This is a genomic window from Labrenzia sp. THAF35, assembly GCF_009363595.1.
Lineage (GTDB): Bacteria > Pseudomonadota > Alphaproteobacteria > Rhizobiales > Stappiaceae > Roseibium > Roseibium algicola.
In genome coordinates this window covers 3706359-3721240 of sequence record NZ_CP045380.1, presented here as the reverse complement: position 1 = coordinate 3721240, position 14882 = coordinate 3706359, and the positions used below count along the sequence as shown (strand labels likewise).

The window sequence follows — 14882 nt, the reverse complement described above, 5'->3', positions numbered from 1 at the left end:
GGCGCTTTGCGGGCCGTCTTCTGCTTCCTGAATAAGCAATTGCGCTACGCGCGCCGATATGGCCTGTTAGGGCCTTCTCACATTGCCCGAGTCCATCGGGCCTGCTCCTATCTGTTCAAAAATTCAAGGATCCGTCATGAGTTCCATCGACAAGGTCTTGGCGCGCATCGATGCCAATCTCGACAACAGCCTCGACCGACTGTTCGACCTCCTCAAGATCAAGAGCATTTCCACCGACCCGGCTTTCAAGGTTCCGTGCCGCGAGGCTGCGGAATGGCTGGCAAGAGAACTGAACGACATCGGCATTGAAGCATCGGTACGCGACACGACCGGCCATCCGATGGTTGTCGGTCATCGCAAGTCCGGCAAGCCGGGACCACATGTCCTGTTCTACGGCCACTACGACGTTCAGCCGGTCGATCCGCTGAACCTGTGGAAGCGCGATCCGTTCGATCCTGCCATCGAGACAAAGCCGGACGGCAGCAAGATCATCGTTGCCCGCGGTTCCGCCGACGACAAGGGTCAGCTGATGACCTTCGTGGAAGCGGCCCGCGCCTACCTGGAAGAAACCGGCGATCTGCCGCTCGACGTGTCGATCCTGTTCGAAGGTGAGGAAGAGTCTGGTTCGCCGTCGCTTCATCCATTCCTTGAAGCCAACAAGGACGAACTGTCCTGCGACCTTGCGCTCGTGTGTGACACCGGCATGTGGGACGCTGAAACACCGGCAATCTCCATCATGCTGCGCGGCATGGTCGGCGACGAGATCATCGTCAAGGCGGCCAGCCGCGACCTGCATTCCGGCTCCTATGGTGGCTCGGCTCAAAACCCGAACCACATCGTCGCTTCGATCATTGCCGGCCTGCACGATGAGAACGGCAAGGTGACCCTGCCCGGTTTCTACGACGGCGTCATCGACATGCCGGAAGAAGTCACCAAGATGTGGGACGAGCTCGGTTTCTCGGTCGAGGAATTCCTCGGCGAGGTCGGCCTGAAATATCCGCGCGGTGAAAAGGACCGCATGCCGCTTGAACACCTCTGGACCCGCCCGACCGTTGAAGTGAACGGAATGTGGGGCGGTTACCAGGGTGCCGGTTCCAAGACCGTGATTCCGGCCGAAGCACATGCCAAGTTCACCTTCCGCCTTGTCGGCGATCAGGACCCGGACAAGGTCCAGGAAGCTTTCCGCGCCTACGTGCGCTCGAAGATCCCGGCAGACTGCACGGTGGATTTCATTGCCAAGGAAGGCAGCCCTGCCGTCAGGCTCGACTTTGCGATGCCTGCGCTGGAGAAGGGCAAGACAGCCCTCAAGGCGGAATGGGACAAGGATGCTGCGCTGATCGGAATGGGCGGTTCGATCCCGATCGTGGGTGATTTCAAGCGCATGCTGGGCATGGATTCGCTGCTGATCGGCTTTGGTCTGGAAGATGACCAGATCCATTCGCCGAACGAAAAATACAACCTGACCAGCTTCCACAAGGGCATCCGTTCCTGGGCCCGGGTTCTGGACGAGTTGGCCAAAGACTGACCTTGAAGATGACACGCGGGCCCGCGGGCCCGCGTGTCATGGATCGAACACGATCGAAATTCCTGAGGGCAGAGCCTGCCACCTCAGTGACCGGAGAACAGACATGAAATCCATTTGCGTCTTTTGTGGCTCCAGCTACGGCGCTCTCGAGGCATATGCGGATATTGCGCGCGAAACGGGACGCGCCATCGCCGAACAGGGCTACACGCTTGTCTATGGCGGCGCCAAGGTCGGCCTGATGGGCACCGTTGCCGACGCGGCACTTGAAGCCGGCGGCAAGGTGATTGGTGTGCTGCCGCGATCTCTTCAGGACAAGGAAATCGGCCACGAGGGTTTGAGCGAACTGCATCTCGTGGATTCGATGCATGAGCGCAAGGCGATGATGGCAGACTTGTCCGACGCCTTCATAGCCCTTCCGGGCGGCGTTGGTACGCTCGAAGAAATTTTCGAAGTCTGGACCTGGGGCCAGCTCGGTTATCACAAGAAGCCCTGCGGTTTCCTCAATGCCGAAGGCTATTACGATCACCTGATCGCCTTCCTAGATCACCAGACAGAGCAGGGTTTCACCAAACAGGTGATGCGCGACATGGCGCAGATCGCCAGTTCTCCGCTGGATATGATCCGCCAGTTCGAAAACTATACGCCCCCTTCCGCACCCAAATGGATCAACCGGGACGAGACCTGACAGGCACGCTGAAACGCAAGCCTTGATGCCCCTGCGGCAGTTGCCTGCAACTTTCGGGAACTGTCCACAGGGGGCATCGCTCTCTTTGCAAACAAGACGTTACTTGGTAAATCCCGTATCGCTTCTGCGCACTTCGGCGCAGCCCAATCAGCCCGAGTATCATCATGCGTCTAACTGCTATCGGTTTTGCCTGCCTTTTCGCACTTACGGGAGCGGCCTGCGCACCGACGGCGGATCTGGACGGCACTTCCGGGCGCCTGGTGCGGACATCCAACATCACGCTGGTGCAAATCGCCGAAGATCATGTCGGCGGCATTACAGGTGAAACCCAATACGGCCAGAAAGCCATTGAGGCAGCCCTGCCCGGCTTCACCACCGAAGGCATTCAAACCGCCAACGAAAACTCCACCGAGTGGGCACTTGCAGCTTTCAACAGTGACGGCTTTCAGGTGTTGCAGGTGTTCAAGGGTCAGAACGGCAAGGTCCGCACCGTCCACGGTGTGACACACCACCTGCAGGGCCCGAACGGCGAACGGATCGGCATGACCTTCTCCGAAATCGGCTCCTCACGTGCCGATTGCCGTGTCGGCCAGAACCTGTGGCGTGGTATGGCAATCTGCCATTCCGATGGCCATCCGAACGTGGAACTGGTTTACGCGATCCCGGGCTACGACGGCCCGTTTGACCGCCTTCCGGCTGAAAACGACCTGTTCGATGCACAGCTCCAGCGGATCCTCTGGACGCCGAAGAGCTGACGGTTACACGGCCGGCCAGGTTCATTCCGACAGATCACCCCCAATTTCCCCCTCATCCTGAGGAAGCGCGAAAGCGCTGTCTCGAAGGATGGGCGGCACACTCTTGAGCAGGTGTCCCATCCTTCGAGACGGACCTGATGGTCCTCCTCAGGATGAGGTTGGATGGGAACAATTGACTATCGGATCTTTGAAACGAAGAAATCAGAAGACACCTCAGCCCTCACACGTGCGGCTGCGAGCGCACCATGACTTCGCCCACCTTGCGCCACACGTTGCGCTGCTTCAGCGTCTTTTCAGCCACATCCGCAAGATCCATCAGAACTGGCATGCCGCGATCCTTTAAACCCGGCATGGATTTAAGGTCGCCGCCGGTCCACGGCAGGAACGGATTACGGCGCATGTGCCAGTGGATTTCCGAACGGACTGTCGGTTTGTCGGACGGCGTACGGCCGTGAAAGGCAAAAGTATCGGCCACGATCAACGTGTTTTCCGGCACCGCCATCTTCTTGGGCTGCGGCAGGCCAAGGGAGGCAAGCTCATCCGCCTTGATCCGGAAAGACCCGCTGGCATGGTGAGACCTCAGGTCCTTGGCTGCGCTCAGGGAGCATTCATACTCCCATTCCAGCCGCTCCTTCGTGAGCTTGTGTGAGCCCGGGACGAAGAAGAAGGGCCCGTCTTCCTCGCCGACGTCCTGCAGGAATAGCCAGGCCTTGGACGTCGCGTGAAACGTATCGGCGTGAGCATCGGACTGCGGATCTTTTTTCTTCACCTTCAACGGTTCTACCAGGACCGTCTGAATGAAGTTGAGTGGCTGTCCGCCCTGCGAGGCGGCATAGCGGATCATGTTGATCGCACGCGGATCACGCACCGCCTGAGCCAACGCAGCGTTTTTGCGCAACACCTCCGGCGGCAGCAAGGTCATCCGCGTCACTGCCTGGCCCTGGCGCATCTCCCGCGATTCGAACGGCTGGTTGAACACTTCTTCCTTGAGCTGGCGGAAAGTTTCTTCCGGCAGGAAGTTCTTGACCAGGAAATAGCCGTTCTCATCGAAGAAAGCCTGCTGGTCCCGATCAACCAGATGCGCCAGCTTCGCGCGTCTGTATGCTGCAAGATCGGCCGCAAGCTGCACTCTTTTCTTGTGCAGGCCCCAGGTATTCAGCCTCTCGCTTCCCAGAAGCGGATTCTTGCGCGGAGACTTGTCGGTTCCGGCGAGACCCAGAACCCAGAACGGGGCTTTCAGATAGGACAAGGGTGTCATGCAGCACCAAAAATGAATTTCATCGAAGTGGCGTGTATCTAACACGTTTTTGCCTGCGGGTTTCAATGTTTCCATCCGTTTCGGCGCTGTTTTGCGCCGTCAGTACGCGTCGCGAAGGCGTCTTCACCCTTTGGCGGCAGTGACGTTTGCCGAATCCTGCGCTAACACCTTGAGGCATGATGACAACGGCACGAAATCTCGACCCCGCGAAGCTGGCGGACGGTCTGAAAGCCGGACAGCGCGCTGCGCTTGCCCGCGCCATCACGCTCGTGGAATCGCGCAAGCGCGAGCATCGCCGCCTTGCCCAGCATCTGATTCAAGAACTGCTACCCCTCACAGGAAAGGCTCTCAGGGTCGGCATCACCGGCGTGCCAGGTGTCGGCAAGTCCACGACCATCGACACGCTGGGGTCCAACCTGACAGCCGCAGGGCACAAGGTCGCCGTTCTGGCGGTCGATCCGTCATCCACCCGTACCGGTGGGTCGATCCTGGGTGACAAGACACGAATGGCGCAGCTTGCGGTGGATCCGAACGCCTTCATCCGCCCTTCGCCTTCCGCCGGCACACTTGGCGGGGTCGCCGCGAAGACGCGCGAAACCATGCTGTTGTGCGAGGCCGCCGGGTACGACGTGATCCTGGTTGAAACCGTCGGCATCGGGCAATCGGAAACCACGGTTGCCGACATGGTCGACTTCTTTCTGGTCCTGATGCTGCCTGGCGCCGGTGACGAGCTTCAGGGCATCAAGAAGGGCGTTCTTGAGATTGCCGACATGATCGCCGTCAACAAGGCCGACGGCGACGGCGCTACCCGTGCCCGTACCGCTGCCTCGGACTATCGCGCAGCCCTGCATATTCTTGCTCCCAAGTCGCCCACATGGACGCCGCCTGTCATCACGGTGTCTGGCCTCGCCAATGAAGGGCTGGACCACCTGTGGGAGCAGATCACGGTGTTTCGCGAGCGCATGCAGGCCAGCGGTGAATGGCATCAAAAACGCAGCGGCCAACAAGTCGCCTGGATGTGGGACATGCTTCAGCAGCGCATGATGGAAGCCCTGACATCGAACACGCGTACCGCCGACCGTCTCAAATCCCTGGAGGAGGAAGTGCGCGGCGGCAAGACCGCTGTCTCGCTCGCGGTGGACGAATTAGCGACCTTGATGGGGCTTGGCGAATGAACACTTCAGGACGCAAGACCGTTCTTGTGACCGGTTTTTCGCCGTTCCCGGGGGCACCCGTCAATCCGACGGAGCGCCTCATGAGACGGCTCGCCAAACGCATTGGGGCGCATCAGTCAGGTGTCGACTTCGTCTTCCATGTCTTGCCGACAACCTGGGCAGGGCGTGAGGTTGTCACAGACCGGCTCCGCACCACCCTTTCACCGGACGCCATCGTGCACTTCGGCGTCGACGGGACGCGGCGAACGATCAATATTGAAACAAGGGCCGTCAACAAAGCCGTACGTGTGCGTCCGGATGCGTTGGGCAGAGCACCGGCGAGGCCGGAACTGGCAATCTCTCAAGAGCGCGCGCGGAGCTCAACCCTGCCTGCCAAAGCCCTGCGCGATGCTGCGCTTGCCGCAGGTGCGCCCGCACAGCTTTCCACCAACGCCGGAACCTATCTCTGCAATGCCACCTTATGGGATTCCATCGGCTCAGGCATTGCCAGCATCTTCGTTCACGTTCCGGCTTTGCCGAAAGGTCCGCGCGATACGAGACCGGCCTACCCTGTCATTGAGGAAGCCGCGGTCCGCATTCTGCGCGAACTGGCAAGGCGCCTGCGATAGGGGGAAGCTCGGGACACGCTCCTGAAGAACTTTCCCCTCATCCCATCTCCCTCATCCTGAGGAAGGCTGAAAGCCCGTCTCGAAGGATGGGCCGCTTGCTCCGGAATGTGTCGTCCATCCTTCGAGACAGCACTTCGTGCTCTCTCAGGATGAGGTGGTATGGGGTTATCTGAAATTCAGTATTTCGCGGCTTAAAAGTCCCCGAGCTTCAATATACCACTTGCTCCAGCTCCTGCCCCTGCCTCAATGCACACGGCCAAGCAATCTCTCGACCTGGCGGATGCAGTCGGCCGCCATGTCGGCGGACAATCCCGCCCGGCCGAGAACCCGCAAGCCGAAATAGGCTGTCAGTACGCCGCGCGCGGTGCCGCGAGCTTCTGTCCCCTCAAGCCCATCGTCCCGAAGCGCGCGGTAAAAACCGTTTTCCAGACGCCTTGTCATCGCCTGCAGCCTTGCCTCTGCCTCTGCGCCCCCCGCCTTGTCGACCAGGGCATTGCACAGAAAGCAGCCAAGCCTGTCGCCATCTTTCTGGGCGAGGTCGGCAATGCGGCCGAACAGGGCAAGTATCCGGTCCCGTCCCGCCCCTTCTGAAGGGGCACCAAGAAAAGCGACCGTGTTGCTGACAACCTGATCGTTGTACCTGTCGAGTGCCGCCAGATAGACCGACTGCTTGTCCTGGAACGCCTTGTAGAAAGAACCCTTCGTAATGGCCATGGCATCGAGCAGTTCGGACAGCGAGGCTTCGTCATAGCCAACGTCCCAGAACAGCTCCATGGCTTTTTCCAATGCCTCATCGGCGTCGAATTCCCGAGGTCTTGCCATGCGATCTCCCGTCAAGCCACTTCACAAAAAACTCAACCGCGTGTCACGCGCTTGTGTTTTGTACCATTCGGTTCCCAACTCTATTTAGGAACCACCGGCAGGGTTGGTCAAGTGCGACCGATTAGGAACCAATCGGTTCCTATTTCAAGATCGCTTGAACACGTCTTTGCCGGACCAATTCAACCCCTTGGGAGTGTCTCCAGATGTTTGCAAACCTCATTCGCGGCTCAGTTGCCGCCCTGGTCGTCGTCACCGGGCTTGTTTCCAGCGCTTTCGGTGCCGGTTTTGACGTCAACGCCACCATCACCGGCCTGGCCCTACGCGGTGTCGATCCGGTTTCCTATTTCGTCAACGGCGCTCCGCAGGACGGCGACATTGCCATTACAGAAGTTCACAACGGCGCCACCTACCGTTTCGCCTCTGAAGAGAACCGCGATCTCTTCAAGCAGAACCCGGAAAAATATCTTCCGCAATACGGCGGTTTCTGCGCCTTCGGTGCTGCCATGGGCGTGAAGGTCGATGGTGACCCGGACCTGTGGAAGATCGTCGACAACAAGCTTTACCTGAACCTCGCACCGTCGATCCAGGAACGTTGGAACAAGGACGTACCGGGCTTCATTTCCAAGGCTGACGAAAACTGGGTTGGTCTGGAAAGCGTTGACCCGAGCAGCCTCTAATCGCCTCTGACCGGTCTCTTCTGCCCCTGTAGACCGGTTACCTGACCGGCCAGGCCATATGCCTGGCCGGTCTCTTTTTTTCCGCCGGTTACAGTGTGTGATCTCGCAAATGCCAATCCGGCACGGCTCTTGCGATTTCAGCCATAGACACTTGAGACGCATCCCAATCCGGGACGTCGGAAAGCAATTGGCCGGATCGATGACACGTAATCTTTCAAAACTGAACCGACGCGCGTTTCTTGCCGGGACAGCATTGTGTCTTTCCGGGACAGTCGCCACGGCGCAGATGAAGGTTGCCGACCTGCGCGGTTCTATCGACTCAGAAGATCTTGGTCTTCTGCCCAACGCGGCAGATGACCAGACCGCTCAATTCCAGAATGCCGTCAATCGTGCCGTTGAGCGTGGCCGCGCGCTGTTCCTGCCTGCCGGCACCTATCCGGTCGCCAATCTGCGTCTTCCCTCTGGCACATTGATTGTCGGGGTTCCCGGCAGAACACGGCTCGTCTACCAGGGTGGCGGTGGTCAGTTGATCCGTGCCGAGGATGTTGCCAATGTCGGCCTGACCGGGATTACCTTCGATGGCGCCAATCGATCCATCGGCGATTTCACCGAGGGCTTGCTGCATTTCATCAACGTCAAGAACGTCACGCTGGACAATTGCGAGATCACCGGTTCTTCCAAGATGGGACTGTTGCTGGACCGCTGTTCAGGCCGGGTCGAAAATTGCCGGATCTCCGGTGCCGCAGAAGCGGGACTGCGCTCGAACGAGGCCAACGGCCTTGCCATAACCGGCAACACGGTGACCGACTGCGCCAACGGCGGCATCTGGGTGCACCGCTGGCGCGAAGGCGAGGACGGAACCATCGTTTCCGGCAACCGGGTGGAACGTATCGGCGCCCGCTACGGCGGCACCGGCCAGTTCGGCAACGGCATCAATGTATTCCGCGCTCATGGCGTCATGGTTTCCAACAACCGCGTGGCGGATTGCGCCTTCTCCGCAATCCGCTCCAATGCAGGTTCCAACGTCCAGATCATCGGTAATTCCTGCCTGCGCTCCGGAGAAACGGCGATCTATTCCGAGTTCGGTTTCCAGGGAGCGGTCATTGCCAACAATATCGTTGACGGCGGTACGATCGGCATATCCATCGCCAACTTCATGGATGGCGGCCGTATGGCGGTCTGCTCCGGCAACCTGATCCGCAACATCAAGAAGGAAGGCCCCTACCCGCCGGAAGTGGCCGGCTTCGGCATCGGCATTGCCGTTGAAGCGGATACGACATTGACCGGCAATGTGGTGGAGGGCGCACCGAAATTCGGCCTGATGCTCGGCTGGGGTCCCTATATGCGCAACATCGCAGCCTCCCAGAACGTTGTTCGGGACTGCGGCACCGGTATCGCCGTAACCGTGGTCGATGGCGCGGGCGCTGCCGTCATCACCAACAACATCGTTCAAGGTTCGCATCAGGGCGCGATCAACGGCTACCGCTGGCTCGAAAAAGCGACCGGTGAACTGAACAATGTTTCGGAATTCGACAATCTTACCGTTCACGGCAACCAGATAGCGGTCTGACTGACCCGACCGCCCGGCACAAACGCGCTTATTCTCTGAGACATCCTGTCGACCGCTCTCTCCATGCCTCGGGTAAAAACCCTACGAGCAGAAACGGAACGGCATGGATGCCATGGACTTCGAAAGCCAGATACATCTCAATGAACTCATCCCGAGAACGCACTTACGCGCGTTCCCAGGCCCAAGACAAACCGCTGTCAGAACTGCAAAGCTCTGGAGCAATCAGTCCAGGGCGAACCGCAGTGACAGGCACGACAGGCCACCATCGACCTTGCGGGCTTCGTGGGTCGGCAGGACGACGGTCGTGAAACCGGCCGCCTCGATGGCTGCCAATGTCTTCGGGTAGCCTTCCGGCACCATCACGACATCATTCACACGGATGACGTTGGCAGCATAGTCTTCCCCTTCCGGAACGACCACGATTTCCCGGTCACCGAAAAAGCCGCTGTCTGCCATGACCTTGGTCGCCAGGATGACGCCGTCGCCAAGTGTGGAACAGGCTGTCTTGAAATGCAGCACGCCATCGGGCGTCTCGCAGACTTCGGCCTTGTAGCCCCACTCGCCCAGCAATCCGGCAAAGGCATCGGCACCCTCCCGGTCAGTGCGGGCGGACAGGCCGATCAGGATGACGTCGTCGAGCATCAGGACATCGCCGCCGTCGACATGACCGTTCCCTGGCAGGTCAACAACCTTGCCGAACCGGCTTTCCAGCGCCGCACGGATCTCCGCGCCTTCGCCTTCCCGGCTGGCCGTGCCCGGCCGAAGCTGGATGGCGCCTTCAGGAAGGCAAAAGGCAGGATCCTCGACAAAACAACTGTCCGGGTAGGTTTCAAGCTGCGGCAGAACGTCAACCGTCAAGCCGGCTTCTTGCAAGGCCGAGACATAACGCTCATGTTCTGCCCTGAATTTTTCGCCACTCGGGTTGCCCGTGTCCACCGCACGGATGCCGTCGGCCACGCTGTCGGCGGGCGTGCGCGTGATCGCGTGGGTGAAACGGAAAGACAAATCGGGACGATGTGCCATGAGACAACTCCTGTGACAGAACCAAGCGCTCAACCAGCCATCCGCATGGCCAAATTGCAAGACGTCCCGGCCCTGAAAACATGCATCGACAGGGCCTATGCACCGGTAAAATCAACCTTGCCGGACCTGCCGGACGTCTCCTCCGGCCTGAAGGAAGACATCGAGCAAAACCAGGTCTTCGTCGCCGAAACGGATGGCCGCATTGTCGGCTGCGCAATCCTGGGGCTCCACGGCCAAAGTGCTCATCTCATGAACATAGCCGTCGATCCGGATAGCAGGGGCATGGGCATCGGGCGTCTGTTGATGGAAACCATCGAGGTCTTCGCCAGTGAGAGCGGAGCCACCGAGATACATCTGGCAACCCATGTCGCCATGCCTGAGAACGTTGCTCTTTACGCGCACCTGGGCTGGAGTGAATTGGAAAGAAACGGCAACAAGGTGCTGATGAAAAAAGATCTTTGAGCCAGATCATAAGCACCCGTCACACGCTTCTGATTCAAGAGCCGCAATAGCGGCATCTGAAACTAGACGGAAACAGGTGAGAGCCAGGAATGAAGCCTGAGAGTGCGCCGGCTTGTTAAGGCAGCGCTGCTTTCAACTCGGTCAGGAACTCTTCGCGCGGCTTGATGTGTCCGGCCTGGATACCGACCCGGGTCAGGATCGGCGGGTTCACCAGTCCGTCAAGCAGAGCTGCCTCATCATCATTGAGCTCCAGCATCGCTTCCAGAACGGTTGCCATCATCACTTCGGACGCCCGGGTTGCTCCGTCGTCGCATTTCAGCGCGACACCGAAACCAAGCTCGGGAATGGAAGCACAGAAGACACCTTCGGCTCCGGTCTTGACGAACACTCGGCCACGGAAAGCTTCCATCACCCTGGTGCAGAAACGGCCTGTCCCGGCAACCATGTAAGGTTCGTTGATGCAGGCATCAAACAGCCGTTCGGCAGCCTCTGCCCGAAGCGGCTCCAGCCCCTCACCGGTTCCGAAGGCGGCAAAGGCGCGCGCGAAGCTGCGCAAAGGTGAAGCGTAGGTCGGGATTGAACAGCCGTCTGTTCCGCAGACATCCTCGGACAGAGTGTCGCCGGTCATCTGCTCCATCACATTGCGAACTTCACGTTGCACGGGGTGTTCCGCGTTTACATAGCCGCGTGTCTCGACACCCATCACCTTTGCCAGGCCAAGGAAACCGGCATGTTTGCCTGAGCAGTTGTTGTGCAGGCCGCAGGGCGATTCATCAGCCAGGATAAGTTTGGCTGCATCTTCCATCCGCTGGGGCCACTGCGGGCCGCACTCGAGATTGTCTTCGGCAAGGCCTGCCTTCATCAGCATGACCCTTGCCGAATTGGCGTGAACTTCCTCGCCGTTATGAGACGCACAGGCAAGTGCCAGTTCGGCATCTGAATAGTCGAGCGCTTCCGCCGCTCCCGATTCAACCAGGGGCAATGCCTGAAGTGCCTTGATGGCGGAGCGCGGAAACACCCGGGCTTCCACATTGCCGATACCGAAAACCAGCTTTCCGGCGCTATCGACGATGGCGATGCTGCCCCGATGCAGGCTTTCGATCACGGTGCCGCGGGTGACGTCGACCAGAGCCGGATTGTCCATGAAGTTTCTCATTTCCAAGGTTTCACACTATCAGGCTAAGCGGATTCGGCCCGGGCCGCAGTCAAAAATGCGGAAAGACGGGCGAGCGCGTCGTCGATCACGGCATCCTGCTTGCAGAAGCAGAAGCGAATGTAGCCCTCGGGCGCATCCGATCCATAGAAGGCAGACACGGGAACTGCCGCAACACCGGCGGCCGTGACCAGGGTTTCACACGCCTCGACATCGGTCCGTCCAAGCCCCAACCCTTCGAACCCGCATGTCAGGAAGTAGGTTGCATTGCAAGGCAGAACGGAAAATCCGAGGGCGGCAAGGCCTGCCGCCATGCGGTCGCGCTTTGCGGCAAGGTCTTGCGACAGGCCATCGTAGTAGCTGTCGTCCTTGCGCAGGCCATAGGCAACAGCCTTTTGCAGATGTGGCGGTGTCGTGAAGGTCACCCACTGGTGCGCCTTGGCAATCGGGTCCATAAGCGCGGCAGGCCCGGTGACATAGCCGACCTTCCAGCCGGTGAGCGAGAAGGTCTTGCCCGCAGAGCCGATCCGCACCGTGCGCTCGCGCATGCCGTCAAGCGCCATCAGCGGTGTGTGCCGATGACCGTCAAAGACGAGGTGCTCGTAGACTTCATCACAGATCGCATAGGCATCATACTGGCGGCAGAGAGAGGCGACCAACTCAAGCTCTTCGTCTGAAAACACCTTGGCCGTCGGGTTCATCGGGTTGTTGATGAGAACTGCCTTGGTCTTGTCGGAGAAGGCTGCCTTGAGAGCTTCAGCATCCAGCGACCAGTTGGGCGGGGTCACCCGGACGCGCACGGGAATGCCGCCGGCCTGCTTCACCAGCGGCAGGTAGCAATCGTAGAGCGGTTCGATCAGCACGACCTCGTCACCCGGGGATACCAGCGCGAAAATGCAATCCGCCAACGCCTCGGTCGCACCGGAAGTCACCATCACTTCGGTTTGCGGATCGACCTCGAGACCGTAGAAACGGCGATTGGCCTCGGCAACGGCCTGGCGAAGGTCCGGTATTCCCAGCATGGGCGGATATTGGTTCGGCCCCTGCAATAACGCATCAGCCGCCGCCTGCCGGATATCCACCGGCCCCTCGACATCTGGAAACCCTTGTCCGAGGTTCACGGCCCCATGCGCCATTGCCAAGCGCGACATGGTCTCGAACACGGTGGTGGCAATGCCGGTGAAGACCGGATTGGTCGGCTTCATGGTTCCTCCCGAGCGTCTTTTCGCCGGTTCTAATCCTACCCGCGTTTGCCGTCGAGCTTTTTCATTTGAACGAGGCTCAGGCGCAGTTCGACCACCACATGTCATATGAGTGTCGTTGACTCAGTCCATCACCCGCAGTCAGATAGGTTCCGCATCGGAACCTTGGCGGAGGAAACGTGATGCTCGGCGTGATTATTGGAATTGTGGCAATCCTTCTGGGAGCCAGCATCATTCTTCGAAGAGCCGGAGTTCCAGCCGGCGGTCACAGGCTGGTTCAAATTTTTTCGAGCCGGTTCATGGGCATCATTCTGGTGCTGATCGGCGGCTTCATGCTCCTGTCCTCTTCCTTCATCTTGGTGGACGCCAACAGTGTTGGTCACCTGAAGAGGATCTATGCGTTCGAGGAGTTGCCTGAGGGCCGCATCCTTGCCCTGGACGGCGAAAAAGGCCCGCAGGCCCAGATCCTCGGGCCCGGCTTTCATTTCATTCCGCTTGTCCGGGTGCTCTACGATTTCGAGGAATGGGACGTCGTCACCATTCCCGAAGGCTATTATGGCCAGTTGACCGCACTCGACGGCGACGCCATGCCCTCCGGCATGTTCATGGCACCGGCAATTGCAGATGCGGATGTCGGCGACATGCTGAAGGCCGACAGCTTCCTGACAAAGGGCGGTTTGCGCGGACCGCAGGAAACGGTGCTGAAGCCCGGGCAATACCGTCTGAACCGGTATCTCTTCGACATTCGCCTCGATGAGAATACCAACGCGACGATTATCCCCGCCGGGCACGTGGGGGTGGTCAAGTCCAATGTCAGTCAGCCCGGCATCAATTGCATCGAGGAAGAAGTCTCTGCCTCCTCTGTTTCCCGCGAGGCGCTTACCGTTCCCCTGGTACCCAGAGGCTGCGTCGGCATCTGGAAAGACCCGCTCTTCCCCGGGGCCTATTACCTCAACCGGCAGGCCTATGAAGTGACGCTGGTCGATACCCGCGTCCAGACCTGGGAATACAAGGGCGGCTACGTAAAACGCATCATCGATCTCTCGGTCGATCAACAGGGCAATATCCAGCAGAACGAACGGTCCGTGCAGGAACAGATCCCCAGCGACGCCGCCGACCGGGCGGTCTATGTCAAGGTGGAAGGTTGGGACATTCCCCTGGAACTGCGCGCCCTCGTCCAGGTCGACCCTGACAATGCACCCGTGGTCGTCGGCTCCGTCGGCGGACTGGAGGAGATTGAAAACCGCATCCTGACACCGGCCATCCGCTCGATCGTGAGGAACGTCGCCGGTGCCTCGATCCGCGTGCAGGACAAGAATGCCGACGGAACGCCGGTGCAGCCCGCGACCTACACCGTGCGCCCGACCAAGGTTCTTGATCTCATCGAAAACCGCGATGCCCTGGAACAGACCATCGAGCAGCAGATCAAGATCGAAGGCAACAAGGCCGGCGTCGACATTCGCGAGATCCGTCTCGGTGAACCGGCCATCCCGCCGGAACTGCTGGTCTCCCGCCTGCGCGTGCAATTGGCCGATCAGCTATCCACCGCCTACGAACGCGAAACGGATGCGCAGCAAAAACGCATCGAAACGGAACAGGCACGTTCCACGGCGGACGAACAGCCCCGCCTCGTGGAGGCCCAGATAGCTGTGCAGGTGGCCAATCAGCGCGAACAGGAACGCGCTGCCCTCGGCCGCGCCGAGCGCCAGTATCTGGAGGAACTTGCCCGAGGCCAGAGAGCGCAGGTCGACGTTCTCGGCCAGGACCGCGTAGCTCTGCTGCAGGCGCTGGAGAAACTGCTGACCTCGCTGGAACGCAAACCGGAGCTGGTTGGCCTCGTCGGCAAGCTTGTTCCCAATACAGTTGTCGGTGGAGACAGCGGCTTTGCCGGTGCGGCCGCCCTTCTCGGTGCAAGCCTGGGCCAGGCCCAGCAACCGGCAGCTAACCGGACATCCGGCGGGCAGTAA

Annotated in this window: 14 protein-coding genes; 9 read left to right on the top strand and 5 right to left on the bottom strand. The window is 59.7% G+C overall.

Annotated features, from left to right (window positions below; genetic code table 11):
* Nucleotides 1–136: 136 nt before the first annotated feature.
* The 3 genes from FIU93_RS17010 (at nucleotide 137) to FIU93_RS17000 (ending at nucleotide 2965) form a co-directional block, all read left to right on the top strand.
* Nucleotides 137–1525 (top strand): dipeptidase, encoded by a 1389-nt coding sequence (locus tag FIU93_RS17010; RefSeq protein WP_152506254.1) that lies wholly within the window; start codon nucleotides 137–139, stop codon nucleotides 1523–1525.
* Nucleotides 1526–1628: 103 nt separating this feature from the next.
* A complete protein-coding gene (locus FIU93_RS17005; RefSeq protein WP_023000962.1) occupies nucleotides 1629–2210 on the top strand; it encodes a TIGR00730 family Rossman fold protein in 582 nt (193 codons plus the stop codon).
* 164 nt (nucleotides 2211–2374) lie between these two features.
* Nucleotides 2375–2965, top strand: a complete 591-nt coding sequence (locus FIU93_RS17000; RefSeq protein ID WP_023000961.1) for a DUF1131 family protein — start codon at nucleotides 2375–2377, stop codon at nucleotides 2963–2965.
* A 220-nt stretch (nucleotides 2966–3185) separates the two neighbouring features.
* Here FIU93_RS17000 and FIU93_RS16995 read toward each other — a convergent pair whose 3' ends face one another.
* Nucleotides 3186–4223, bottom strand: coding sequence for a phytanoyl-CoA dioxygenase family protein (locus FIU93_RS16995; protein ID WP_152506253.1), 1038 nt, complete (start codon nucleotides 4221–4223; stop codon nucleotides 3186–3188).
* Nucleotides 4224–4399: 176 nt separating this feature from the next.
* On the opposite strand from FIU93_RS16995, the gene meaB reads away from it, so the two are divergent.
* Nucleotides 4400–5398: a methylmalonyl Co-A mutase-associated GTPase MeaB gene (gene meaB, locus FIU93_RS16990; RefSeq protein ID WP_023000959.1), complete on the top strand. Its 999-nt coding sequence runs from the start codon at nucleotides 4400–4402 to the stop codon at nucleotides 5396–5398.
* Nucleotides 5395–6006: a peptidase C15 gene (locus tag FIU93_RS16985; RefSeq protein ID WP_152506252.1), complete on the top strand. Its 612-nt coding sequence runs from the start codon at nucleotides 5395–5397 to the stop codon at nucleotides 6004–6006. The genes meaB and FIU93_RS16985 overlap by 4 nt, the downstream gene beginning before the upstream one ends.
* 243 nt (nucleotides 6007–6249) lie before the next feature.
* Here the strand turns inward: FIU93_RS16985 and FIU93_RS16980 are convergent, their stop codons facing one another.
* Nucleotides 6250–6828 carry a TetR/AcrR family transcriptional regulator gene (locus tag FIU93_RS16980; protein WP_152506251.1) on the bottom strand — a complete coding sequence of 193 codons (579 nt, stop codon included), beginning with the start codon at nucleotides 6826–6828 and terminating at the stop codon, nucleotides 6250–6252.
* A gap of 203 nt (nucleotides 6829–7031) precedes the next feature.
* Here FIU93_RS16980 and FIU93_RS16975 point away from each other — a divergent pair, with 203 nt between their 5' ends.
* The gene (locus tag FIU93_RS16975) at nucleotides 7032–7505 is read left to right on the top strand and encodes a YHS domain-containing (seleno)protein (RefSeq protein ID WP_023000956.1); all 474 of its coding nucleotides are present in this window, start codon (nucleotides 7032–7034) and stop codon (nucleotides 7503–7505) included.
* A gap of 199 nt (nucleotides 7506–7704) precedes the next feature.
* Nucleotides 7705–9075: a TIGR03808 family TAT-translocated repetitive protein gene (locus FIU93_RS16970; protein WP_209010150.1), complete on the top strand. Its 1371-nt coding sequence runs from the start codon at nucleotides 7705–7707 to the stop codon at nucleotides 9073–9075.
* Between the two features lie 222 nt (nucleotides 9076–9297).
* On the opposite strand, the gene FIU93_RS16965 is transcribed toward FIU93_RS16970, so the two are convergent.
* Entirely contained in the window at nucleotides 9298–10098 is an 801-nt protein-coding gene (locus FIU93_RS16965; protein ID WP_023000954.1) for an arginine deiminase-related protein, read from the bottom strand.
* A gap of 12 nt (nucleotides 10099–10110) precedes the next feature.
* On the opposite strand from FIU93_RS16965, the gene FIU93_RS16960 reads away from it, so the two are divergent.
* Nucleotides 10111–10560 (top strand): GNAT family N-acetyltransferase, encoded by a 450-nt coding sequence (locus tag FIU93_RS16960; RefSeq protein ID WP_209010149.1) that lies wholly within the window; start codon nucleotides 10111–10113, stop codon nucleotides 10558–10560.
* 115 nt (nucleotides 10561–10675) lie between these two features.
* Here the strand turns inward: FIU93_RS16960 and FIU93_RS16955 are convergent, their stop codons facing one another.
* Nucleotides 10676–11704 (bottom strand): asparaginase, encoded by a 1029-nt coding sequence (locus FIU93_RS16955; RefSeq protein WP_062488426.1) that lies wholly within the window; start codon nucleotides 11702–11704, stop codon nucleotides 10676–10678.
* 35 nt (nucleotides 11705–11739) lie between these two features.
* Nucleotides 11740–12918, bottom strand: coding sequence for an aminotransferase (locus FIU93_RS16950; protein ID WP_152506250.1), 1179 nt, complete (start codon nucleotides 12916–12918; stop codon nucleotides 11740–11742).
* 179 nt (nucleotides 12919–13097) lie between these two features.
* Between FIU93_RS16950 and FIU93_RS16945 the strand changes: the two genes are divergently transcribed.
* On the top strand, nucleotides 13098–14882 hold the full coding sequence (locus FIU93_RS16945) for an SPFH domain-containing protein (protein ID WP_023000950.1): 1785 nt from the start codon (nucleotides 13098–13100) through the stop codon (nucleotides 14880–14882).